Raw genomic sequence first — 24299 nt, forward strand, 5'->3', positions numbered from 1 at the left:
TCGCCCTCACCTACCGAGGTGGGGCCGTCCTGCGGGCGATCACCCTCTGGCTCAAACGGTTAGGAGACACGCCCTAGGTCGCGACCACCTCGATGACCGCGTACTGCTTCGATGCCTCGAAGGCGTCCGAACCCGCTCGTTCCCGGGCGTCCGCCTCGTAGGTCATGATGCCGTAGGTCCGTGCCTCGAGGTTCGGTCCCACGGTGATCCTGAAGCTGTAGGTGCCGTCGGCGTCGGCCACGGCCGTCTGGTCGTCCATGACGAAGACATCGCTGCGGTAGTAGCCGAAGGTGATGGTGATCTCCTGGCCGGGCTCGTACCCACTGCCGACGACGGTGAACGCTCCTCCTTGCGGGACCGTCGTACTCGGACCGCCGAAGTCCGGCGACGTCGGGACGACCACAGCCTCCGGCGCGGCCGGTACTGCGGGTTCTGCCGGCCCCTCCTCGCCGGGGGCGGTCGGAGCGGGAGGAGGTCCGACGCTCTCCTCGGGGACCGGCGCGTGCGTCGGGACGGCTGCCTGGGGTGAGGCCGGCCCGGTTCCGGGCTCGGACGCGGCGGGCGTCGGCGCGGGTGACGGCGCGGGTGACGGCGCAGCAGGGATGGTCGACGGCGACGCCGCCATCGAGGTGGGGGCGCTCGAGGCGCTCGACGACGTCGCGCTGGACGACCCCGCACTCGACGTCGGGGCGCTCGACGACGTGGCGCTGGACGACGCGCTCGAGGTGGGGGAGCCGGAGGTCTGGGGGCCGGCGTCGGCGGCGGTCCCAGGCGTGTCCGAGCAGCCTGCGAGGAGTGTGGCGATGGTCGCGAGGGCGACGACGGGGGGCAGCGTGCGCACGGTAGGGCTTCCTGAGTGGGAGGAGCGGTGGACGTCGGAGAACAGCCGGGCACGAGTACCGCACCGCATCCCCCGCCTCGGACACTACTGGCCACCGGCATCCGCCCGCCCCGGACCACCGGCTTCGTTGGCAAACCGTTATCCACCGGCGGCGCGCACCCTGGCGGCGTCGTCCGCCCCCCGGCCTCCACCCCATGTCCACCGATCCCCACCGGCGTTCCCACCCGCGTCCCTCCCCCGTCCCCACCCGCGTCCCCACCCCCGTCTCCGCCGTCATCCGCCCGGGCCCTCCGGATCGTCGGTGGTGCACGCAGTCAACTAATCTTGGACTCAGGGCCGATGGTTGGGCCGGACGAAGGAGTACGCATGAACAGGGTCACGCAGCGACGGCGCATCACGAAGTTCCGTATCGGAGGGCAGACAGGGCGGCGCGAGGACGTCCTGGCGGGGGAGGAGCCCCTGGAGATCCGCCTCGGCGGCAGCGCCTTCACGGTGACCATGCGGACCCCGGGGGACGACTTCGACCTCGTCGCGGGGTTCCTCGTCTCGGAGGGCGTGATCTGGGAGCCGGGCCAGCTGCCGAGCCTGCGCTACTGCGCCGGGGTGGACGACGACGGGCAGCAGACCTTCAACGTGGTGGAGGCCCAGTTGCGCCCCGGGGTGGAACTGCCCGACACCGCCATGGAGCGCCACGTCTACACCTCGAGCTCGTGCGGTATCTGCGGGACGGCGTCGATCGACGCCGTCCGGAAGTCCTCCCGCTTCGATCTCGCCGTCGACTCCGCGCAGACCGACCTGGGTGTCCTGGCCGGGCTGCCCGATCGCCTGCGGGAGAGCCAGAAGCTGTTCGACCGCACCGGTGGCGTGCATGCAGCGGGCCTCTTCACGCGCGAGGGCGAACTCCTGTGCCTGCGCGAGGACGTGGGACGCCACAACGCCGTGGACAAGGTGGTGGGGTGGGCCCTGCGCGAGGGGATGCTGCCGCTGCGCGGGACCATCCTCCAGGTCTCCGGCCGCGCATCCTTCGAACTCGTGCAGAAGGCACAGCTCGCCGGTATCCCCGTGCTGGCGGCGGTCAGCGCGCCGTCGTCGCTGGCCGCGGATCTCGCGGACGACTCGGGCCTCACGCTGGTGGGCTTCAGCCGCGGGGCGTCGCTCAACTGCTACTCGCACCCCGACCGCATCGCCGCCTGACGGTCCCTTCCGCCACTGCACGCACCGCCGAACAACCCCGTACGTAATATGGTGGGGAGCGGGTGGTCGCCAGCTGCAACCACGCAGACCGATCCAGTCGACCGAAGGAGCACTCTGTGTCACGCGAAGCGAATCTCGAAGCGCAGGAGAAAATGGGCGAACTCATCGTCAGCGGCCAGCTCGATCGGCTCGGCGAGGTGTTCGCAGAGGACGTCGTCGATCACGACCCCGCGCCCGGGCAGGCACCGGGTGTCCAGGGGATCAAGGATTTCTGGCACACCTTCCGCACTGCATTTCCGGACGTGGATCTCGAGCCGCAGACGATCGTGGCCGACGAGGAGAATGTCGCCGTCGTCCTGACGGTATCCGGCACGCACCGCGGGACGTTCATGGGTGTGGAGCCATCGGGCAGGAGATTCTCGGTCCGTGGCGTCCAGGTGGGGCGGTTCGAGGACGGCAAGCTGGCGGAGCGCTGGGGAACGACGGACGAGGCGACTCTGCTCAGCCAGATCCGCGGTGAATCCGAGGTGTGAACCGCGAGTGGGTCAGGTGGTGGCCGGACGGCAGCCTGACTAGAAGGGGTTGAGCAGACGGTCCACGAAGCGCCGCGTGCGCTCGTGGTGGGGGTCTCGCAGCACCTGGTCCGGGTGCCCGTGCTCCACGACCACACCCTCGTCCATGAAGACCACCTCGTCGGCGACCTCACGGGCGAAGGCCAGCTCGTGGGTGACGATCACCATGGTCCACTTCTCCTCGGCGAGCTCCTTGATGACCGTCAGGACCTCTCCGACCAGTTCCGGGTCGAGGGCGGAGGTCGGTTCGTCGAACAGGAGCAGATCGGGCTGCAGGGCCAGTGCCCGGACGATCCCGACGCGCTGCTGCTGCCCACCGGAGAGATTGAACGGATGATCGTCGCGCTTGTCGGCGAGGCCCACGCGTGCCAGGAGCCGCTCCGCGTCCGCTATCGCCTCACGACGGGGGCGCTTCCGGACCTGGACAGGGCCCTCGATGACGTTCTCGAGGACCGTCATGTGCGGGAAGAGATTGTAGGTCTGGAACACCATGGCACTGCGGTCCCGTAGCGCCAGCGCGTCCTTCCTCGGAATCTTCGGGCCGAAGTCGATCGCGGGTCCGTCACGGAAGGCCACCGTGCCGCCGTCGGGCGTCTCCAGGCCGTTGAGGCAGCGCAGTACCGTGGTCTTGCCGGACCCGGAGGGGCCCACGAGAGCCACCACCTGACCGCTGTCGATGCTCAGGTCGATCGACTTCAGGACCTGGTTCCCGCCGAAGGACTTCTGCAGGGCGGTGGCTCTCAGGAGCGGGTCAGCGGGCGACATAGCGGTCCAATCTCTTCTCGAGCGCGGACTGTCCGGTGGACAGGACGAGGCAGAAGACCCAGTAGATCGCCGCGGCCTCCATGTAGACGATCATGAACTGCTGCGAGAAGGACGCGATCTGCTGTGCCTCGCGGAACAGCTCGCCCACGAGGATCAGCGAGGCGAGCGAGGTGTCCTTCACGAGGCTGATGAACGTGTTGGACAGCGGGGGGACGGAGACGCGGGCGGCCTGCGGCAGGATCACGCGGCGCAGCGTGAGGGCGCGCGACATGCCGATGGTGTGGCCGGCCTCCCACTGGCCCTTCGGCACGGACAGGATCGCGGCCCGCAGGATCTCGGCGGCGTAGCCCGCGACGTTGAGCGAGAACGCGATGATGGCGCTCGGCCACGGATCGATGGTCACGCCGAGGGAGGGCAGGCCGTAGAAGATCACGAACAGCTGCACCAGCAGGGGAGTGCCCCGGACGACCGAGACGTAGAACCGGGCGATCGCCGAGAGAACGGGCTGCCCGCTGATGCGCATGAGGGCGATCACCAGTGCCAGCAGCAACCCGAGCGCGAAGGAGGCGAGCGCCAGCGGGATGGTGGCGGTCAGCCCGCCGGAGAGCATGGGCCAGAAGGAGGAGCGCAGCAGGTCCCAGTCCATCAGTCAGCTCCTCCGGATCCACCGATACCGCCGACGCCGCTGCCTCCCGCCCCCATGATCACTCGCTGACGTCGGAGCCGAAGTACTTCTGCGAGATCTCCGCGAGCGTGCCGTCGGCGCGCAGCTCGTCGAGCGCCGTGTCGATCGCGTCGACGAGCTCGGTGCTGCCCTTCCGGACGGCGACGGCGCTCATCGAGTTCTCCTCGGTGGTGGCCGCGATCTTGATGCCCTCGTTGCCGTTGGTCTTCTGGTAGTCGAGGTAGGTCAGCTCGTCGTTGATCGTGGCGTCGACGCGGCCCTGCTCGAGGAGCGTGACGGACTGCGCCCACCCCTCCACGGGCTCCACGTCCGCTCCGCTCTCCTGCGCGAGCGTGTTCCAGTTGCTCGTGAGGGACTGCGCGGTGGTCCTGCCGTCGAGGTCCTCGAAGGAGGAGATGTCCTCGTTGTCGGACCGCGTGACGATCACGCCGGAGCTGACGGTGTAGGGCTCGGAGAAGTCGTAGGCCTCCTTGCGCTCGTCCGTCATGGTCACCTGGTTGGCGATCACGTCGAAGCGACCCGCCTCCAGCCCGGCGAAGATGGCATCCCACTGCGTCTCCTCGAACTCCGCCTCCACCCCCATCTTCTCCGCGACGGCGTCGATGACCTCGACGTCGTACCCGGTCAGGTCCCCGCTGCCGTCCTCGTGGAAGCTGAAGGGCCGGTAGGTGCCCTCGGTGCCGACGGTCAGCACACCGGCGTCCTGGATCTCCTGGAGCGTGGTGGGACCGGCGGAGCCGGAGGCGTCGCCGGCACCGGACGGATCGGCGCCCTCCGACGTCGAGCAGCCAGCGAGGGCCAGCGTGAGTGCCGCCGCGGCACCGAGGACGGACAGGCGGTGGGTCATGGGGATCAATCCTTCTCGTGGGGAACGGACGTTGAACACTACTGAAGGCAACACCGCTCCGGCCACTTATTGTTCCGCAGTGTTGCGCGCGGCTGCCAGACTTGTGGGGAGCACGATCGTGCGCACCACCGGGAGGAATCACCATGTCCATGGAAGGCGCAGCCTGGAGCTCGCTGTACAAGATCTCGACGGCGAAGGACGGCAGGCACGGCTTCTCCCGGGAATCGGTGCGGCGCATCCTCACCTTCGCCGTGCCGTACCGGACCATGCTGATCCTGTTCATCGTCCTGTCGATCGCCGGCGCTTTCCTGGCGGTGGCGACGCCGGTGCTCGCGGGTCAGGTGGTGGACGTCATCGTGGCCGAGGGCGAGGTGCGCACCATCGTCTGGCTCGCCGTCGTCATCGCCCTCGTCGCCGTGGCCGACGCCGGGGTGTCCCTGGTGACCCGCTGGTACTCCGCGCGGATCGGGGAAGGCGTGATCCTGGACCTCCGGACGGCGGTCTTCGACCACGTGCAGAAGATGCCGATCGCGTTCTTCACCCGCACCCGCACCGGCGCCCTGGTGAGTCGGCTGAACAACGACGTCATCGGCGCGCAGCAGGCCTTCAGCGGCACGCTGTCGGGTGTGGTCACGAACGTCGTGGCCCTGGCCCTGACGCTGATCGTCATGCTGGGGACCTCGTGGCTCGTGACGGTGCTCGCCGTGATCATGCTGCCCATCTTCCTGGTCCCCGCCCGGCGCATGGGCAGCCGCCTCGCTGCGCTGCGCCGCGAGGCCGCGGACCACAACTCCGCCATGAGCACGCAGATGACCGAGCGCTTCTCCGCACCGGGCGCCACCCTGGTCAAGCTCTTCGGCCGGCCCGACGAGGAGGCCGAGGAGTTCCGGCTCCGCGCCTCACGTGTCCGGGACATCGGGGTGCGGACCGCCATGCTGCAGTTCGTCTTCTTCACCGCCCTGATGCTCGTCTCGGCACTCGCCCTGGCCCTGGTCTACGGCCTGGGCGGTTTCCTGGCGCTCGCAGGCCAGCTCGACACGGGTGAGGTGGTCACGCTCGCCCTGCTGCTCACGCGCCTCTACGCGCCCCTGACGAGTTTGGCGAACGCCCGCGTGGAGATCATGAGCGCGATCGTGAGTTTCGAGCGCGTCTTCGAGGTCCTCGACCTCGAACCGCTCATCCAGGAGAAGCCCGACGCCGGCACGGTACCGGCCGGACCGGTGTCGGTGGAGTTCGACGACGTCCGGTTCGCCTATCCGTCGGCGGACAAGGTCTCCCTGGCCTCCCTCGAGGAGGTCTCGACGCTCGACACCCGCGGTGGGGAGGAAGTGCTCCACGGGGTGTCCTTCCGGATCGAGCCCGGCCAGACCGTGGCACTCGTGGGTACCTCGGGCGCCGGCAAGTCGACGATCGCCCAGCTCGTGGCCCGGCTCTACGACGTCGACAGCGGCGCCGTGCGACTCGGCGGGACGGACGTCCGGGACGTGACCTTCGCCTCCATGCGCCATTCCCTCGGGATGGTGACGCAGGACGGCCACCTGTTCCACGAGACCATCCTGTCCAATCTCCGGCTCGCCAGGCCCGAGGCCACTCTGGACGAGGTCTGGGACGCCGTCCGGCGGGCCCGCCTGGAGCCGCTGCTGCGGTCGCTGCCGGACCAGCTGGACACCATGGTCGGCGAACGCGGCTACCGGCTCTCCGGCGGCGAGCGCCAGCGCATGACGATCGCACGCCTGCTCCTCGCCCAGCCGCGCGTGGTGGTCCTCGACGAGGCGACGGCGGCCCTCGACTCGACGTCGGAGGCTGCCGTGCAGTCGGCGCTCAGCGCCGCCCTCGAGGGTCGCACCGCGATGGTCATTGCCCACCGGCTGTCCACGATCCGTAGCGCGGACCTGATCCTGGTGGTGGAGGACGGGTCGATCGTGGAACGCGGCACCCACGAGGAGCTCCTGGCGGCGGGCGGCCGTTACGAGGACCTCCACCGGACGCAGTTCGCCGTCCAGAAGACCCTGGCCGTCAGCGACTAGCCCGGAGACGGGTCAGGGACGGATCACTGATCCGTCCCTGACCTGCTGCGCGATGCGTGCGCGATGCGTGGGGTGCCCCTGGCCGGAATCGAACCGACGACCTTCCCTTTAGGAGAGGGACGCTCTATCCTACTGAGCTACAGAGGCTGGTGGTGCCGAATACGGGACGAAACCCTGGTCGGCGGTCCAAGCCTACCTGCTCCGCGCAGTGGTCCCCGCGTCGTCGCCGTCCGGCTCCTCCTGCACCGTCCGTCGACGCCCGAAGACCGAGACGGCGCCACCCACCAGGCTCGCGAGGAGCAGCGCCCAGCGCAGCACGGTCAGCGTTGAGGCGAGCAGCACGTCGCCCGCCCCCGGGGTGGCCTGGGCCAGAACGGTGTCGATCGCGATGTTCTCCCACAGATCCGCGACCACGAACAGGAGCACCGGGCTCCACAGCACCCAGCGGAGCCGGCGATTGCCGGTGTTGAGCTGGATGAGCAGCAGCCAGGCGAAGGCGAAGATCAGGGGGAAGAGGGTGCCCGCCGTCTTGTGCAGATAGCTCAGCTGACCGCGGGCATCGTCGTCCATCGCCGTTCGCAGCCGTTCGACGTACCCGACGTCGTACCCGCCGATCATCATGTCCGGCATGGTCAGGCCGTCGGCGAGCTGGGTCATCTGCCCGAGCGCCAGCAGGTGGAAGTACCAGAAGAGGAACATGGCGGCGACGGCAGCGGCGATGACGACCAGGCTCCCGTTGGAGCGTTGCCGCTGCGGCTGTGTCTCCGGCACCCCCGAGGGCGGTGCGCCGGTGGAATGCTTCCGTGCGATCTGTGCTCGTGTCCGTGCCACCGTCCCAGTATGGACGATCGGCAGAAGAGGACAGGCAACCCTGTGAGTCAGCTGGGAATAGGATTTCGATTCGGTGACGCTTGTCCGGAAATATCGTTTGTGTGATTGCGCTCACCTTCCCGGCACGGTTCATTTGGTGAATGCCCCTAGCCTCCGCACTTCCCATGACAACCGCGACCGACGACGTCTCGTGGCTGGCCGCCGTTGACGAGGCCGTGAACACGGCGTTCGCCCGGCCCACGGAGATCTTCTCCAACATCGTGTTCTTCCCGATCACCATCGGGGATGTCAGCTTTCCCGCCGTGGTGGCCTGGCTCGTCATCGCCGGCATCATCTGCACCATCTACTTCGGTGTTCCCCAGTTCCGCGGCCTCAAGGTGGGGTACGAGGTCGTCCGCGGTCGCTATTCCTCGAGGAGCGATCCGGGCGAGGTGCCCCACTTCCAGGCACTCACCTCGGCGCTCTCGGGCACCGTGGGGCTCGGCAACATCGCCGGTGTCGGAGCGGCCATGGCGCTCGGCGGTCCCGGTGCTACGTTCTGGATGATCTGTGCAGGACTGATCGGCATGGCCACGAAGTTCGCGGAGTGCACCCTGGGGGTCAAGTATCGCGAGGTCCACGAGGACGGCTCCGTCAGCGGTGGCCCGTTCAAGTACCTCCCCATCGCTTTCAGCAAACTCGGACGCATCCCGGCGAAGATCCTCACCGGGATCTTCGCCGTGGCGATCCTCCTGTTCGGTATCGCGGGCGGCAACATGTTCCAGGCCAACCAGACCTTCGCGCAGGTGCAGAACGTGACCGGCGGTGAGGACGGCTTCCTCGGCAGCGCAGGAGCGGCGTTCATCTTCGGGATCGTCCTCGCCTTCCTGGTCGCCGTGGTCATCCTCGGAGGCATCAAGTCGATCGGCGCGACCACCTCGCGGCTCGTCCCCTCCATGGCCGTGGTGTATGTCATCGCCTGCCTCTTCGTGATCATCGTCAACATCGAGCAGGTTCCCGGCGCGTTCGGCGAGATCATCGGGGGGGCCTTCAACCCTCAGGGTGTCGCCGGAGGCATCCTCGGCGTGCTGATCGTCGGCTTCCAGCGCGCCTCCTTCTCGAACGAGGCGGGCGTCGGATCTGCACCGATCGCCCACTCGGCCGTGAAGACGCGCCGTCCCGTCAGTGAGGGCTTCGTGGCCCTGTACGAGCCGCTCGTGGACACGGTGCTGATCTGCACCATGACAGCTCTCGCCATCATCATTGCCGGTGCCCCCAGCCTGCAGGCCGGCATCGACCAGGTGCAGTCCGGCGGTGCGACCCCCGACGGCGTGATCCTCACCTCCGACGCCTTCGCCACGGTGATCCCCTGGTTCCCGATCGTGCTCGCGATCGCCGTCATCCTCTTCGCCTACTCGACGCTCATCACCTGGTCCTACTACGGACTCAAGGCCTGGGAGTACCTCTTCGGTCGCGGCAAAGCCGCGGAGCTGACGTACAAGATCATCTTCCTGTTCTTCACGGTCGTCGGCTGTGTGCTGACCTTCAGCCAGGTCATCAGTTTCACCGATGCCGCCCTGTTCGTCTGCGCCTTCATCAACCTGCTCGGCGTGTACTTCCTGCTGCCGGTCATCAAGAAGGAGATGCGCGAGTACCTCGCGGACCGCAGGAGCGGCAAGCTCCTGGTGCTGGGTATCGAGCAGGATGAGCTCCAGCCCGAGAAATAGCACCTGGGACCGACAGGACCCGAACGCAGCGATGCCCCCGCCGGCCCACGGCGGGGGCATCGCCGCGTCCGCTCCCTCTCCTCCCACTCCTCCCACTCCGGCGGACTGTCGGGAGAACGGCCTAGACTCGAAGCACCATGGACATGCTCTTCGATCCCTACGTCTCCCCACCCACGCCCGCCGAGAAGAAACGCGCACGCGAGGCCGCGATGGCGGGCGGGACACCCGCCGGAGCCGCGCCCGGCGGGGCCCCGGCGCACGTGGCCACCGGCGCAGGAGTGGACGAGCGCCGGGCGCAGGAACTCCTGCTGGGCCTGAATCCCCAGCAGGAGGACGCCGTCCGGCACGGCGGGTCACCACTGCTGATCGTGGCCGGTGCGGGATCCGGCAAGACGCGCGTGCTGAGCCACCGGATCGCCTATCTGCTGGCCACGGGCCGCTCCCACCCCGGACAGATCCTCGCCATCACCTTCACGAACAAGGCGGCCGCCGAGATGCGCGAGCGCATCGAGGGACTGATCGGCGATGTGGCCAAGCGCATGTGGATCTCCACCTTCCACTCCTCCTGCGTGCGCATCCTCCGCCGCGAGGCCGCATCGGTGGGCCTGAACTCCAACTTCTCCATCTACGACTCCGCGGACACCCTGCGCCTGATCACCCTGGTGGCCAAGGGGCTGGATCTCGACCCCAAGAAGTTCGCCCCTAAAGCAATCCAGCACAGGATCTCCGCGCTGAAGAACGAGCTCGTCGACGAGGAGTCGTTCGCCTCGGACGCCGATCCCACGGATCCGTTCGACCAGGCGGTCGCCGAGGTCTACTCCGGCTACGCGCAGCGCATGCGCCAGGCGAACGCCATGGACTTCGACGACCTGGTCGCGCAGACGGTCTTCATGTTCCGTGCCTTCCCGGGCGTCGCGGACTACTATCGGCGCCGGTTCCGTCACGTCCTCGTGGACGAGTACCAGGACACCAACCACGCCCAGTACGCCCTGGTCCGGGAGATCGTCGGCGTACCGGGGGAGTCCAGCGACGATCCCGCCGAGCTGACCGTGGTGGGCGACTCCGACCAGTCCATCTACGCCTTCCGCGGAGCGGACGTGCGCAACATCGTGGAGTTCGAGAACGACTACCCGAGCGCGCGCACCATCCTGCTCGAGCAGAACTACCGGTCCACGCAGAACATCCTCAGCGCGGCCAACGCCGTGATCTCCCGGAATCCGAACCGGCCGGAGAAGCGGTTGTGGACCGCGGAGGGCAGCGGCGAGAAGATCATCGGCTACGTGGGGGAGAACGAGCACGAGGAAGCTCGCTTCATCTCCGAGGAGATCGACCGGCTGCAGGACGACGAGGCGGTCCGTCCGGGCGACGTCGCGATCTTCTACCGCACCAACGCGCAGTCGCGGTCCATCGAGGAGATCCTGCTGCGCGTGGGGCTGCCCTACAAAGTGGTGGGCGGCACACGGTTCTACGAGCGCAAGGAGGTCAAGGACGCCCTCGCCTATCTGCGCGTCCTGGTCAACCAGGACGACGTCGTCAATCTCCGCCGCATCCTCAACGAGCCCAAGCGCGGCATCGGCGACCGCGCGGAGTACGCCGTCGCAGCCCTGGGGGAGCGTGAGCGGATCAGCTTCATGCAGGCACTGCGCCGGGCGCCCGAGGCGCCGGGCCTGGCCACCCGCTCGGTGAACGCCGTCGCGGGCTTCGTGAAGCTCGTCGACGATCTCGCGGAGGTGGCTGCGGGCTCCGGTGCCGCCGCGGCCCTCGAGGCCGTCCTGGAGCAGACCGGCTATCTCGAGCAGCTGCGCACCAGCAACGATCCCCAGGACGAGTCCCGCGTGGAGAACCTCGCAGAGCTCGTGGCCGTCCTCCGCGAGTTCGAACGGGACAATCCGGAGGGGACGCTCGGCGACTTCCTGGAACAGGTCTCCCTCGTGGCCGACGCCGACCAGATCCCGGACGCCCCGGACGGCTCCCAGGCCGAGGTGCAGCGGGCCGTGGAGGAGGCGCGGCGCCAGGGAGTGGTCACGCTCATGACCCTGCACACGGCCAAGGGGCTGGAGTTCCCCGTGGTGTTCCTGACCGGCATGGAACAGGGCATCTTCCCGCACCAGCGCTCGGCCACTGATCCCAAGGAGCTCGCCGAGGAGCGGCGCCTGGCCTACGTCGGGCTCACCCGCGCCCGGCAGCGCCTCTACATCACACGCTCCGAGGTGCGCAGCATGTGGGGTCAGAGCCAGTACAACCCGGAGAGCCAGTTCGTCGGCGAGATCCCGGCGGAACTGATCGACTGGAAGCGGGAGGGCGCCGCGAAGCCAGCCTGGACCACCGGCGGCAGCATCGGCGGGCCCCGGTTCAGCGGTTCGTACTGGGGTGCCGGCGGGGGAGGCTTCACCGGCGGGACGGCGCCGGCGAAGGCCATCGGCCGCGTCCAGCCGCAGAAGGAGGTCCTCTCCGTGGCCGTGGGCGACACGGTCAACCACGCGAGCTTCGGCGACGGTACGGTGCTCTCCGTGGAGGGTGCCGGCGACAAGACGGTGGCGAAGGTCCGCTTCGACGTCGGCGAGAAGCGGTTGCTGCTGCGGTACGCCCCGCTGACGAAGGTGGCCTGACGAAGGTGGCCTGACAGGGGCGCGGTACGCCGTCGGGCCACCCCGCACGGCTGCGGCGACTCAACGAACGGCGGCGGATTTCTACGCCGGATAGAACTGTGGCCTTCCTCACCGAACCGCTAGTCTGTGAAAGGCCCCAGCGCCGGGAGGACTACAGTTCCCTCTTGTAAACCGACTTCGACGTAGAAGGACACGAGCTAAGTGGACCTGTTTGAATATCAGGCGCGCGATCTCTTTGAGGCACACGGCGTCCCCGTGCTCGCCGGCATCGTGGCGCACACCGCAGAAGAAGCACAGGCAGCGGCCGAGAAGATCGGCGGAGTCGTCGTCGTCAAGGCCCAGGTCAAGGTGGGCGGTCGCGGAAAGGCTGGCGGCGTCAAGGTCGCCAAGACCCCCGACGAGGCCCGTTCCTACGCCTCCGACATCCTCGGGATGGACATCAAGGGCCACACCGTCCAGCGCGTCATGATCGCCCAGGGTGCCGACATCGCCGAGGAGTACTACTTCTCCGTGCTGCTCGACAGGTCCAATCGCAACTACCTCGCCATGTGCTCCGTCGAGGGCGGCGTCGAGATCGAACAGCTCGCCGTCGAGCGCCCCGACGCCCTGGCCCGCGTCGCGATCGACGCAGGGACCGGGATCGACCGGGCGAAGGCCGAGGAGATCGTGGACGCCGCCGGGTTCGCCCCCGAGGTCCGCGACGGTGTCATCCACACCATCCTGAAGCTGTGGGACGTCTTCGTGAAGGAGGACGCCACGCTCGTGGAGGTCAACCCGCTCGTGAAGACCGGCGACGGGGAGATCCTCGCCCTCGACGGCAAGGTCACCATCGACGAGAACGCCGGTTTCCGCCAGCCGGGCCACGCCGAGCTGGAGGACAAGGACGCCGCCGATCCGCTCGAGGCCAAGGCCAAGGAGCACGATCTCAACTACGTCAAGCTCGACGGCCAGGTGGGCATCATCGGCAACGGCGCGGGGCTCGTCATGTCCACGCTCGACGTCGTCGCCTACGCGGGCGAGGCCCACGGGGGCGTGCGGCCGGCCAACTTCCTTGACATCGGCGGCGGAGCCTCCTCCGAGATCATGGCCGCCGGTCTCGACGTCATCCTGAACGACACCCAGGTGGAGAGCGTGTTCGTCAACGTCTTCGGCGGCATCACGGCGTGCGACGCCGTCGCCAACGGGATCGTCAAGGCCCTCGAGATCCTCGGCGACGAGGCGAACAAGCCCCTCGTGGTCCGACTCGACGGCAACAAGGTCGAGGAGGGCCGGCGCATCCTCGCCGAGGCGAACCACCCGCTGGTCACCCTCGCCGACACCATGGACGAAGGCGCCGACAAGGCCGCCGCGCTCGCCTACGGAAAGTAAAGGTTTCCCCATGTCTATCTATCTCAACAAGGACTCACGGGTCATCGTCCAGGGCATCACGGGCGGCGAGGGCACCAAGCACACCGCCCTCATGCTCAAGGCCGGCACCCAGGTGGTCGGTGGCGTGAACGCCCGCAAGGCGGGCACGTCCGTCACGCACGACGACGTCACCCTGCCCGTCTTCGGCACGGTCGAGGAAGCCATGAAGGAGACCGGCGCCGACGTGTCGATCGTCTTCGTGCCGCCGGCCTTCACGAAGGACGCCGTGGTGGAGGCCATCGAGGCCGGGATCGGGCTCGTCGTCGTCATCACCGAGGGCGTCCCCGTCCAGGACTCGGCCGAGTTCTGGGCCCTCGCCCAGTCGAAGGTCGACGCCGACGGCAAGCAGGTCACGCGCATCATCGGCCCGAACTGCCCGGGCATCATCACGCCGGGGGAGTCTCTCGTGGGCATCACCCCCGCGAACATCACCGGCAAGGGGGGCGTAGGTCTCGTCTCGAAGTCCGGCACCCTGACCTACCAGATGATGTTCGAACTGCGCGATCTGGGCTTCTCGACGGCCATCGGCATCGGCGGCGACCCCGTGATCGGCACCACCCACATCGACGCCCTCGAGGCGTTCGAGGCGGATCCCGAGACCAAGGCGATCGTGATGATCGGGGAGATCGGCGGCGACGCCGAGGAGCGCGCGGCCGAGTTCATCAAGGCGAACGTCACGAAGCCCGTGGTGGGCTACGTGGCCGGGTTCACCGCACCGGAGGGCAAGACCATGGGCCACGCAGGTGCCATCGTCTCCGGCTCCGCGGGCACGGCCCAGGCCAAGAAGGAGGCGCTCGAGGCCGCCGGCGTCAAGGTCGGCAAGACGCCGTCGGAGACCGCGAGCCTCCTCCGTGAGGTCTACGCAAGCCTCTGAGTGGGTCTCCACCCGCACCGACCGAGGACAGCCTCCCCCACGGGGGAGGCTGTCCTGCTGCGTGCCCGGGTCGGCGGAGCGGTGAGCACGTGAGAGGGAACGACGTCGCCGCGCCCGGCACCGATGCGCGGGCCCGGCGCGGGGCGCTGCGGCGCGTGACGTGGGTGGCGACCCTGGGTGGGCTGCTCTTCGGCTTCGACACCGGCGTCATCAACGGTGCACTGCCCTTCATGGCCGATGACCTCCGGCTCACCGCCCTCACCGAGGGACTCGTGGCGAGCTCGCTGGTGCTCGGCGCCGCGTTCGGTGCCCTCGCGGGAGGCCGCCTCGCCGATGCCTACGGCCGCCGGAGGATGATCCTCGTCCTCGCCGTGATCTTCCTCCTCGGTGCGCTGGGGTCCGCCCTCGCGCCCGATGTGACGGTCATGGTGATCGTCCGCTTCGTCCTCGGCCTGGCTGTGGGAGGGGCGTCGGTGATGGTGCCGATCTTCCTCGCGGAGGTGTCCCCGGCGGGCCGGCGCGGGCAGGTGGTCACCCGCAACGAACTGATGATCGTGGCCGGGCAGCTGCTGGCCTTCAGCTCCAGCGCGTTCCTCGGGAACGTCTTCGGGGACAACCACGGGATCTGGCGCTGGATGCTCGTCCTCGCGACGCTGCCGGCGATCGGGCTCTGGATCGGGATGCACGTGGTCCCCGAGAGCCCGCGCTGGCTCGCCGCACACGGCGTCGCCGGAGCAGCGCTGCGGGTCCTGCAGACCCTGCGCCCGCCCGAGGAGGCGCGTCGGGAGTACGACGAGATCAGGCAGGCCGCGGCCGAGGACCGTCTGCGGGACAGGGCGTCCCTGCGCGACCTGCGTGAGCCCTGGCTCAGGAGGGTCCTCGTGGTCGGTCTCGGACTCGCGGTGATCCAGCAGATCACGGGCGTCAACGCGATCATGTACTACGGCACGCAGATCCTCGTCGACGCCGGCTTCGGGACCCGGTCGGCCCTGACGGCGAACATCGCCAACGGTATCGTCTCCGTGGCCGCCACCTTCGTGGGCATCTGGCTGCTGGGCCGCGTGGGACGCCGGCCCATGCTGCTCGTGGGCCAGCTCGGAACGACGTCGGCCCTCTTCGGCATCGGCCTCGTGGCCCTGCTCGTCGCCGAGGGAGCGCTGCGGGGCCTCCTGGTCCTGGCGCTCACGGTGACCTTCCTCGCCTTCCAGCAGGGCTCCATCTCGCCGGTGACCTGGCTGATGCTCTCCGAGATCTTCCCCATGCGCGTGCGGGGACTCGGGATGGGAGCGGCGGTGTTCGTCCTCTGGATGGTCAACTTCACGGTGAGCCTCACCTTCCCCACCCTGGTCGCCGGGATCGGCCTCTCGAGCACCTTCTTCGTCTTCGGCGTCCTCGGTATCGCAGCGATCGTCTTCGCCAGCCGGTACATCCCCGAGACGCGGGGCAGGAGCCTGGAGGACCTGGAGAGCGGCTTCAGGGCCGCGGCCGACCACTCCCCGAGGTAGGGCCACGCCCCCGCGGCTTGTACTGTCGGAAGGGGACATCGATTCCATCAGGCAGAGCTTCGAGGAGAGACCATGCGCGCCACCATCATCCACGGGCCCGGCGACATCCGTGTCGAGGACCGGGACTATCCGGAGATCGTCCGCCCCACCGACGCGGTCGTCAGGGTCACCGCGTCCTGCGTCTGCGGGTCCGATCTGTGGCCGTACCGCGGTGTCCGGCCCACCAAGGAGCCCAAGGCGATCGGGCACGAGTTCATCGGCGTCGTGGAAGCCGTCGGTGACGGCGTCCGCGACGTGGGTGTCGGCGACTTCGTGATCGCGCCGTTCGTGGACAGCTGCGGAACCTGCCCCCCCGTGCCTCGACGGGGTCACCGTGGCCTGCGACCACCTCACCGGATGGGGCAGCACCGACGAGCACGGCCACTACGTGCAGGGCGCCCAGGGCGAGGCCGTGCGCGTCCCGCAGGCGGACGGGACACTGCGCGTCGTCGAGGGTGTCACCGAGCCGGACGACGCCCTCACGGCCAGCCTGCTCACCCTCTCGGACGTCATGTCCACGGGCCACCACGCCGCGGTCTCGGCGAACGTGGGCCCGGGCCGCACCGTCGTCGTCGTGGGCGATGGCGCCGTGGGTCTGTGCGGGGTGCTGGCCGCGAAGCGTCTCGGCGCGGAGCGCATCATCGCCATGTCCCGCCACGAGGACCGCCAGGCGCTGGCCCGGGAGTTCGGCGCCACGGACATCGTCGCCGAGCGCGGGGACGAGGGCGTGGCGAAGGTCCGCGAACTGCTCGGCGGTGTCCTCGCCGACTCGGTGCTCGAGTGCGTCGGGACCAAGGAGTCCATGGACCAGGCGCTGCGCAGCACGCGCCCGGGCGGCAACCTCGGCTTCGTGGGTGTTCCTGCCGGGGGGCCGGAGCTTCCCGTCGGCTATCTCTTCGCGAAGAACATCACCGTGGGCGGCGGCATGGCACCGGCCCACACCTACATCCCGGAACTGCTGAAGGACGTCCTCGACGGGACGATCAACCCCGGGCTGGTGTTCGACGTCGTGATGCCCCTCGAGGATGCCGCCGAGGCGTACCGGGCGATGGACGAGCGGCGCGCCATCAAGGTGCTGCTGAAGCCCTGATCCCCTGATCCCGAGGCCCGGGGCCGGACCACGATCGACCCGCACCCGGGCCCGTCGTGGTCCGGCAGGCCCGCCGGCAGCGTCGGCGTGGACAATGAGGGGATGACGACTACTCCCGGTACTGACCCCGCCTACCTCATCTCGCGGGAACGGCTCATCGACGCGCCGGCCGACCGGATCTTCGAGGTCCTCGCCCGGCCCGCCCTGCACAGCGTGATCGACGGCTCCGGGACGGTGCGCGGCGAGCAGCCCAATGGCCCCGAGCGCCTCTCGCTCGGTGCCCGGTTCGGCATGGAGATGCGGATCGGTGCCCCCTACCGGATCCTCAACCGGGTGACCGAGTTCGAGGAGGGCCACCGGATCGCGTGGCGGCACTTCTCCGCGCACGTGTGGCGTTACACCCTCGAACCCCGCGGTGATGCCACGCTCGTGCGCGAGGAGTGGGACGGACGGGCGGTGCCGTGGAGGATCGCCTTCCGGCTCGCGGGCTTCACGCGCCGTCACCCCGCGAGCATCGAGGCGACCCTCGCGAAGCTCGAGGACCACGTGCTGCAGGAGCAGCGCCGGGGCTGAGCCGGGCGCCGGGACGTCAGGCGACGGTGGTGCCGAAGAGCAGGCCGAGCAGGTAGGTGACGGCGGCGGCACCCAGGCCGATCCCCAGCTGGCGCAGCGCGAGGCGCAGCGGCGAGGCCCCGGAGAGGAGCGCGACGACGGCCCCCGTGGCCAGCAGCGCCAGTCCCACCAGGACGCACGCCAGGACCACGGCGGCGACGCCCCCGAGTCCCAGCAGATACGGGAGCACGGGGATGATCGCCCCGGCGGCGAAGAAGCAGAAGCTCGAGGCCGCGGCCCCCAGACCGGTGCCGACGGACTCGTGGTCGGGCAGGTCCTCCTCCGGCCGCAGCGAGAAGCTCGGATCGCAGTCGCAGTCCGCCATGCCCAGCCGCTCGGCGGCCCGGTGCTCGGCGGCGGCCGGCGTCATGCCGCGGGCCCGGTAGACCAGCACCAGCTCGTTCGCCGCGATGTCCAGCTGCTTCGCGGCGGTGAGGGTGATCTGCGTGGGGCGCGACGCCGAGAGCAGCTCGCGCTGGGAGCGGACGGAGACGTACTCGCCGGCTCCCATCGACAGCGCTCCCGCCAGCAGACCGGCGAGCCCGCTGAAGAGGATGAAGGCGGGGGACACCCCCGTGGCGCCGATCCCGATGACCAGTGCGAGATTGCTCACCAGGCCGTCGTTCGCCCCGAACACGGCCGCCCGGAAGTTGCCCGAGAGCCTGGTCCGCCCGCGCGTCGCCAGGCCCCGCACCACCTCCTCGTGGATCTGCTCGTCCGCCACCATGGCGTCCGTCGCGGAGGGATCGGCGGCGTAGGGGGAGCGACCCTCGGCCCGCTGGGCCAGGGCGAGGACGAAGACGGACCCGAACCGGCGCGCGAACCAGCCCAGGACGCGGTTGCGGAGCGAGGGGCGCAGCGGACGCCCGGCGTGCTCGCCGAGCAGCGCGAGCCAGTGCGCCTCGTGGCGACCCTCGGCCTCGGCCAGCCCGAGGAGGATCTCGCGCTCCTCGCCCTCGCGGCGACGGGCGAGTTCCCGGTAGATCGCGGCCTCGGCACGCTCGTCGGCCAGGTGCTGGCGCCACCGCCTGACGTCGTCGGGCGTCGGGGGCTGCTGGGGGTGTATCACGGGGCTCCGGGGGTCAGGCCCGCGCCGTCCCGGTCCGAAGAGGATCTCGGCCGGGGTACGCGGATGCGTCGAACAGGGCCGAAGGTCTCGCTCGCCGTCTCACCGGTGGACTGCCGGGCACCTCGGTGCCAGTATGTCGACAGGCCTCGCGTCTGCACGCGGAGCTACTCCCCTTCGCCGCACAATCCTACCGTGTGACGACGGCGGGCCCCGTTCGCCCCCGGCAGGTGTGCGGGGTCCGGTAACGTGACTCCTCGGCCCGTATCGGGGTCGGACGGACAAGAGGAAGCAGACTCATGGATCTGGCAGCCAGACCGTGGCTGGCGAGCTACGCACCCGGCGTGCCGACGACGTTCGACGTGCCCGAGGGCACCCTCACCGATGTGCTCGAGGCATCGGTGGGAACGTACGGCGCCACGACGGCGCTCGAGTTCTTCGGGGCGTCCACCAGCTACCGGGAGCTCGGGGACGCCGTGGACCGCGCCGCGGCGGGCCTGAAGGCGCTCGGCGTCACCCACGGCGACCGCGTGGCCCTCGTACTCCCGAACTGCCCGCAGCACATCATCGCCTTCTACGCGGTGCTCCGGCTCGGGGCGATCGTCGTCGAGCACAACCCGCTCTACACCGACCGGGAGCTCCGGCACCAGTTCGAGGACCACGGGGCGAAGCTCGCGATCGTCTGGGACCGGGTGGCGCCGCGCATCCAGCGGTTCCCGGCGGACATCGCCGTCACCACCGTGGTCCGGGTGGACCTCATCAGCGCGATGCCAATGTCCCGCCGGCTCGCGCTCGCGCTGCCCCTCAGGCGTGCGCGCGAGGCCAGGACCGCGCTGACGACGACGGACGAGCTCTCCGGCCCACGGACGCTCGTGGCCTGGAAGGACCTGCTCCGGCACCGCCGCCTGCCGCAGCGGCACCCGCGCCCCGCAGCGACGGACACCGCGGTGCTGCAGTACACCAGCGGCACCACGGGCGTCCCGAAGGGGGCGATCCTCACGCACCGCAATCTGCTGGCGAACGCCGCGCAGGGCCGGGCCTGGGTGCCCGGGCTCGACGCCGGACGCGAGACGGTCTACGCGGTGCTGCCCATGTTCCACGCCTACGGGCTCACCCTCTGCCTCACCTTCGCCATGAGCATCGGTGCGAAACTCGTCCTCTTCCCGCGCTTCGACGTCGGGCTGGTCCTGGACGCCGCGAGGAAGAGCCCGCCCACCTTCCTGCCCGCCGTGCCGCCCATCTACGATCGCCTCGCCGCCGGCGCGGCGGAGCGCGGGGCGGATCTGCGCAGCATCCGCTTCGCCATCTCCGGCGCCATGAATCTGCCGGAATCGACGGTCGAGACCTGGGAGGCCGCCACGGGCGGCTATCTGATCGAGGGCTACGGACTCACGGAGACCTCCCCGATCGTGGCGGGCAATCCGATCGGCCCCACCCGGCGCCCGGGCACGGTCGGTGTCCCGTTCCCCGGCACGGAGGCGCGGATCGTGGACCCCGACGCCCCCGACGTCGACCGCGCCCCCGGCGAGACGGGGGAGCTGCTGATCCGCGGCCCGCAGGTGTTCCAGGGCTACTGGCGCAGGCCGGAGGAGACCCAGGCCGTCCTGCTCGACGACGGCTGGTGCCGCACGGGCGACATCGTCCGGATGGACGAGGACCACTTCATCACCATCGTGGACCGCATCAAGGAACTCATCATCACCGGCGGGTTCAACGTGGCGCCGTCCGAGGTCGAGCGGGCGCTGCTGAACCACCCCGCTGTGGTGGACGCCGCCGTCGTGGGCCTGGCGCGTGCCGAGGGCGGCGAGGACGTCGTCGCCGTCGTCGTCCTCGCGCCGGACACGGAGCTCGATGTCGAGGCGCTGCGTTCCCACTGCCGCGACGCGCTCGCGGCCTACAAGGTTCCCCGGACGGTCGTGCAGGCACAGGACCTGCCCCGGTCCCAGATCGGGAAGATCCTCCGGCGCGAGGTCCGCGCCCGACTGCTCAACGATGGCCTCCCGGCCGAAGGAAAAGGTGACCGCCGATGACCACTCCCGCCCAGCTGGGAAACTCCGCCCCGAAGGGACCCTGGCGCGACAGCCTCGGTAACGCCAGCATCAGGGCGGCGCAGGTCCTGCTGCTCCTGGTGCTGATCGTCGGCGCCGTCTACGCGCTGATCCAGGTCCAGCTCGTGGTGATCCCGATGCTGCTCGCCCTCATCCTCGCCGCGGCGATCGGCCCGTTCGTCAACTGGCTCCGCCGGAAGGGCTGGGCCGCCTCCGCCGCCACGGCCGCGGCCTTCCTGCTCCTGCTGCTGGTCTTCAGCGGTCTGATCACGGGCATCGTGTTCGCCGTCGTCGGGCAGGCCGACCAGCTTGTCTCCAGTGCCACCGAGGGCTTCGACAAGCTCTACGCCCTCGTCCAGAACGGACCCATCCCCGTCGACGACGCGCAGATCCAGCAGGCGCGCGACTGGGTGGTGGACTTCGCCACGAGCAGCACCGTGGGTGCCGGCGCCATCTCCGGGCTGAGCGCGGCCGGGAACTTCTTCGCGGGCGCCGTGCTCATGGTGGTCATCCTCTTCTTCTTCCTCAAGGACGGCGAGAAGATCTGGGCCTTCATGCTCCGTGCCTTCAAGGGCAAGCGCCTCGTCAAGGCACGCCGCGTGGGGGAGAGCGGCATGACGGTCCTCGGGGGTTACATCCGGGGGACCGCCATCGTGGCGCTCGTCGACTCCGTGTTCATCGGCCTCGCCCTCTTCTTCCTGGGTGTGCCGCTCGCACTGCCCCTGGCGGCGATCGTCTTCATCGGCGCGTTCATCCCGCTCGTCGGTGCGACCCTCGCCGGTGTGCTGGCGGCCCTGATCGCTCTCGTGGCCAACGGGCCGCTGGTCGCCCTGTTCGTGATCATCGCCGTGGTCGTGGTGAACCAGCTCGAGGGGAACTTCCTGCAGCCCGTGGTCATGGGCCGCACGCTGCAGGTGCACGCGCTCGTGATCCTGGTCGCCCTGACCGCCGGCACGGTGCTGGCCGGGATCATCGGGGCCATTCTCTCCGTGCCCGTGGCCGCTGTCGGCTGGGCCGCCATCAAGGCGTGGAACCAGGAGGACGACGACGACATCACCGACGAGGAGATCGCGGACGCCGAGCAGCGCACCGCGCTCGACGAGACGGGCAGGGGTCTGAGCTCCACCCCGAAGGAGGATCACGCGCGCCGCAGGGCCGCGGCGGACGTCGCCGTGGAGGTTGCCGACGGCCGCCGTACGGTCGCGGAGCGTCCGGTCGACGAGTCGGACGGCGACACCGGCGACACCGATGACACCGGCGACACCGATGACACCGGCTCCACCGAGGGCCGGTCGGGGCGGGGCGGCGGTTCGTCGCCCGCGCCGCGCTAGGGCGGTACGGATCTGCAGGTCCGCAGGTCCGCACTGCTGTGCCCGCGGGCTGGTCGAATCAGCCCGGTCGGATCAGCGGGGCAGCTCCGCCGGGGTCTCCTCGGGCACGTCTCCGGCCACGCGGCGGTCCCAGGCCGCCATGACGGCGGGGCTGGTGGGTCGGGTGGCCAGCGAGACGACGACGTACACGAGGGCCGAGACCCCCAGGCCCCAGTAGATCGGGTCGTTGGCGTAGATGCCGTCGTACGGCGCCTCGGCGGTGATCTCGAGGTAGGCCATGACGCCGAGGGTCACGAGGGTGCCCGCCGCCATGGACGCTCCGGCGCCGACCCCGTTGCCGCGGCGCCAGACGAGCCCTCCGATGATGGAGACGAGGAGCCCGCCCACCAGGATGTCGTAGGCGATGGTCAGGGCCGCGACCACGTCCTGCACCACCACGGCCAGGCCGAGGGTGACGATCCCGAGGCCGAGCACCCACCAGCGGCTCCCGGAGACGTCGTCGGACACCGGGCGCTCGTCGCCGCCCCGTCCGAACCAGCCCCCCACGAACGGTACGACGTCGGTGCGGGCCACCGTCGCGGCGGCGATCAGAGCGCCGGAGGCCGTGGACATCATCGCGGCGACCGCGGCGGCGAGGACCAGGCCCCCGATGCCGACCGGCAGCACGTTGAGGGCGATGTCTGCGTAGACGTCGTCGCGCGACTCGATCACGGGCAGGATCACGCTGGCACTCATGCCGATCACCGCCCCCGCGATGCCGTAGAGGATGCAGTAGATCCCGGCGGCCGAGCCACCCCAGCGGGCCACCTGCGGTGTGCGGGAGGTGAAGACCCGCTGCCAGATGTCCTGCCCGATCAGCAGTCCGAGGGTGTACACCACGAAGTAGGTGATGATGCTCTGCGCGCCGATGCCGGTGATGCTGAAGAACTCGTCACCCGCGCGGTCGGCGATGCCGTCGAATCCACCGGCCGCGGCGAGCGAGAAGGGCAGCATCAGGGCGAAGACGCCGATGGTCTTGATCACGAACTGGGCCATGTCGGCCAGGGTGATGGACCACATCCCGCCGATGGTCGAGTAGACGAGCACGATCGCCCGCCGACGGCGATGGACAGCGCGCGGTCCCACCCGAACAGCACCACGAAGATGGTGGCGTAGGCCCCGGTGGAGGTGGCGCAGAGCATGAGCGTGTAGGCGAGCATCACGATGCCCGAGACCCGGGTGGCCCGGTGGCCGTAGCGCAGCGTGAGCATCTGCGAGACCGTGTAGATCTTCAGCTTCTGGATGGTGGGGGCGAAGAGGAGGCTCAGCAGCAGGACGCCGGTGCCGATGGCCACCACGAGCCACATGCCCGAGATGCCGTACTGGTAGCCGAGGCCCACACCTCCCACGGTGGACGCACCTCCCAGGACCACGGCGGCCATGGTCCCGGTGTAGAGGAGGGGTCCGAGGCGCCGGCCCGCGACGAGATAATCGCTCGTGGTGCGGGTGCGGGACTTGCCCCACCAGCCGAAGCCGAGCATGGCCACGAGGTAGACCACCACGATGGAGATGTCGAACAGGTGCATGATGGGCCTTCCGGGTGCGAGCGGAGGAGTGTCCTCCTCCCGGTAAGCTTCCCTGATCGCCGCCGGAGAGGACAACCATGAAGGCACTGCCCATCGAGCCGTCCAATGCGCCCGTCGCCATCGGATCGCGCATCCGTGCCGCGCGGCAGGCCCAGCGGATGACGATCGAGCAGGTGGCTGCCTCGACGGGGCTGACCAAGGGCTTCCTCAGCAGGGTCGAGCGTGATCTGACCTCCCCGTCCGTGGCGTCGCTCGTGACACTGTGCCAGGTGCTCTCGATCCCCATCGGCGACCTGTTCCTCCAGCCGGAGACCTTCCTGACGAGACTCCCGGAGGCGCCCAGGATCAGCCTCGGCGGCGAGGGCATCGAGGAGACCCTGCTGACGGCGCGCTCGGAGCGCCGGCTCCAGCTGATCCGTGCCGTCGTCGAGCCGCACGGCCGGGGGGAGGACGAGCTCTACTCCGTGGACTGCGAGGTGGAGGTGCTCCACGTGGTCTCCGGCCGGCTGGAGCTGATCTTCTCGAACGATCGCTACGATCTCCGCGCCGGGGACACCCTCACCTTCCCGGGGCGGGAACCGCACACCTGGGCCAACCCGGAGGATCACGAGGCGGTCGTCCTGTGGACCCTGGTGGCCGCCGCCACCGGCCGGTCGTAGGGGTGCCGGCGCCTGTCGGCGCCGGT

General features: G+C 69.5%; 18 protein-coding genes, 1 tRNA gene and 2 pseudogenes. 13 read left to right on the top strand and 8 right to left on the bottom strand.

From position 1 onward, the window contains the following. Positions 1-73: 73 nt before the first annotated feature. Entirely contained in the window at positions 74-841 is a 768-nt protein-coding gene (locus Q0747_RS10775; protein WP_298254480.1) for a hypothetical protein, read from the bottom strand. Positions 842-1207: 366 nt separating this feature from the next. Between Q0747_RS10775 and fdhD the strand changes: the two genes are divergently transcribed. Together fdhD and Q0747_RS10785 are read left to right on the top strand one after the other, a co-directional pair. Next, positions 1208-2035 carry a formate dehydrogenase accessory sulfurtransferase FdhD gene (fdhD, locus tag Q0747_RS10780; protein ID WP_298254482.1) on the top strand — a complete coding sequence of 276 codons (828 nt, stop codon included), beginning with the start codon at positions 1208-1210 and terminating at the stop codon, positions 2033-2035. Positions 2036-2151: 116 nt separating this feature from the next. After that, a complete protein-coding gene (locus Q0747_RS10785; protein WP_298254484.1) occupies positions 2152-2568 on the top strand; it encodes an ester cyclase in 417 nt (138 codons plus the stop codon). A 39-nt stretch (positions 2569-2607) separates the two neighbouring features. Here Q0747_RS10785 and Q0747_RS10790 read toward each other — a convergent pair whose 3' ends face one another. From Q0747_RS10790 to Q0747_RS10800, 3 genes are read right to left on the bottom strand one after another with little or no spacing between them, the layout of a single operon-like run. Beyond that, positions 2608-3372 carry an amino acid ABC transporter ATP-binding protein gene (locus tag Q0747_RS10790; RefSeq protein WP_298254485.1) on the bottom strand — a complete coding sequence of 255 codons (765 nt, stop codon included), beginning with the start codon at positions 3370-3372 and terminating at the stop codon, positions 2608-2610. Then, complete coding sequence (locus tag Q0747_RS10795; RefSeq protein WP_298254487.1) at positions 3359-4018, bottom strand: amino acid ABC transporter permease; 660 nt, start codon at positions 4016-4018, stop codon at positions 3359-3361. Before Q0747_RS10795 ends, Q0747_RS10790 begins: the two co-directional genes overlap by 14 nt. 58 nt (positions 4019-4076) lie before the next feature. Beyond that, positions 4077-4904 carry an amino acid ABC transporter substrate-binding protein gene (locus Q0747_RS10800; protein WP_298254489.1) on the bottom strand — a complete coding sequence of 276 codons (828 nt, stop codon included), beginning with the start codon at positions 4902-4904 and terminating at the stop codon, positions 4077-4079. Positions 4905-5047: 143 nt separating this feature from the next. Between Q0747_RS10800 and Q0747_RS10805 the strand changes: the two genes are divergently transcribed. Next, a complete protein-coding gene (locus Q0747_RS10805) occupies positions 5048-6931 on the top strand; it encodes an ABC transporter ATP-binding protein (RefSeq protein ID WP_298254491.1) in 1884 nt (627 codons plus the stop codon). A 73-nt stretch (positions 6932-7004) separates the two neighbouring features. Here the strand turns inward: Q0747_RS10805 and Q0747_RS10810 are convergent. Together Q0747_RS10810 and Q0747_RS10815 are read right to left on the bottom strand one after the other, a co-directional pair. Continuing rightward, positions 7005-7078 (bottom strand) — tRNA-Arg (locus tag Q0747_RS10810). A 45-nt stretch (positions 7079-7123) separates the two neighbouring features. Then, positions 7124-7762: a hypothetical protein gene (locus Q0747_RS10815; RefSeq protein WP_298254493.1), complete on the bottom strand. Its 639-nt coding sequence runs from the start codon at positions 7760-7762 to the stop codon at positions 7124-7126. A 164-nt stretch (positions 7763-7926) separates the two neighbouring features. On the opposite strand from Q0747_RS10815, the gene Q0747_RS10820 reads away from it, so the two are divergent. The 7 genes and pseudogenes from Q0747_RS10820 to Q0747_RS10850 all read left to right on the top strand — a co-directional run bounded on the left by Q0747_RS10820 (position 7927) and on the right by Q0747_RS10850 (position 17565). Then, entirely contained in the window at positions 7927-9468 is a 1542-nt protein-coding gene (locus Q0747_RS10820) for a sodium:alanine symporter family protein (protein ID WP_298254495.1), read from the top strand. Positions 9469-9605: 137 nt separating this feature from the next. Continuing rightward, positions 9606-12077, top strand: coding sequence for a DNA helicase PcrA (gene pcrA, locus Q0747_RS10825; protein ID WP_298254497.1), 2472 nt, complete (start codon positions 9606-9608; stop codon positions 12075-12077). A 201-nt stretch (positions 12078-12278) separates the two neighbouring features. Further along, positions 12279-13445 (top strand): ADP-forming succinate--CoA ligase subunit beta, encoded by a 1167-nt coding sequence (gene sucC / locus Q0747_RS10830; protein ID WP_298254499.1) that lies wholly within the window; start codon positions 12279-12281, stop codon positions 13443-13445. A gap of 10 nt (positions 13446-13455) precedes the next feature. After that, positions 13456-14358 carry a succinate--CoA ligase subunit alpha gene (gene sucD / locus Q0747_RS10835; RefSeq protein WP_298254501.1) on the top strand — a complete coding sequence of 301 codons (903 nt, stop codon included), beginning with the start codon at positions 13456-13458 and terminating at the stop codon, positions 14356-14358. A gap of 89 nt (positions 14359-14447) precedes the next feature. Next, positions 14448-15863: a sugar porter family MFS transporter gene (locus tag Q0747_RS10840; protein ID WP_298254503.1), complete on the top strand. Its 1416-nt coding sequence runs from the start codon at positions 14448-14450 to the stop codon at positions 15861-15863. 72 nt (positions 15864-15935) lie between these two features. Then, positions 15936-16992: pseudogene (locus Q0747_RS10845) on the top strand (zinc-dependent alcohol dehydrogenase family protein). Positions 16993-17094: 102 nt separating this feature from the next. After that, on the top strand, positions 17095-17565 hold the full coding sequence (locus Q0747_RS10850) for an SRPBCC family protein (RefSeq protein WP_298254505.1): 471 nt from the start codon (positions 17095-17097) through the stop codon (positions 17563-17565). Positions 17566-17581: 16 nt separating this feature from the next. Here Q0747_RS10850 and Q0747_RS10855 read toward each other — a convergent pair whose 3' ends face one another. Next, complete coding sequence (locus tag Q0747_RS10855) at positions 17582-18673, bottom strand: VIT1/CCC1 family protein (RefSeq protein WP_298254507.1); 1092 nt, start codon at positions 18671-18673, stop codon at positions 17582-17584. Positions 18674-18969: 296 nt separating this feature from the next. Between Q0747_RS10855 and Q0747_RS10860 the strand changes: the two genes are divergently transcribed. Continuing rightward, entirely contained in the window at positions 18970-20700 is a 1731-nt protein-coding gene (locus tag Q0747_RS10860; protein WP_298254509.1) for a long-chain-fatty-acid--CoA ligase, read from the top strand. Next, positions 20697-22049 carry an AI-2E family transporter gene (locus Q0747_RS10865; protein WP_367277708.1) on the top strand — a complete coding sequence of 451 codons (1353 nt, stop codon included), beginning with the start codon at positions 20697-20699 and terminating at the stop codon, positions 22047-22049. The genes Q0747_RS10860 and Q0747_RS10865 overlap by 4 nt, the downstream gene beginning before the upstream one ends. Positions 22050-22121: 72 nt before the next feature. Here the strand turns inward: Q0747_RS10865 and Q0747_RS10870 are convergent. Beyond that, positions 22122-23614: pseudogene (locus tag Q0747_RS10870) on the bottom strand (sodium:solute symporter). Positions 23615-23691: 77 nt separating this feature from the next. On the opposite strand from Q0747_RS10870, the gene Q0747_RS10875 reads away from it, so the two are divergent. Next, complete coding sequence (locus Q0747_RS10875) at positions 23692-24273, top strand: helix-turn-helix domain-containing protein (RefSeq protein WP_298254511.1); 582 nt, start codon at positions 23692-23694, stop codon at positions 24271-24273. Positions 24274-24299: the final 26 nt, after the last annotated feature.

It is taken from the genome of uncultured Arthrobacter sp. (assembly GCF_947493765.1).
GTDB lineage: Bacteria > Actinomycetota > Actinomycetes > Actinomycetales > Micrococcaceae > Arthrobacter_D.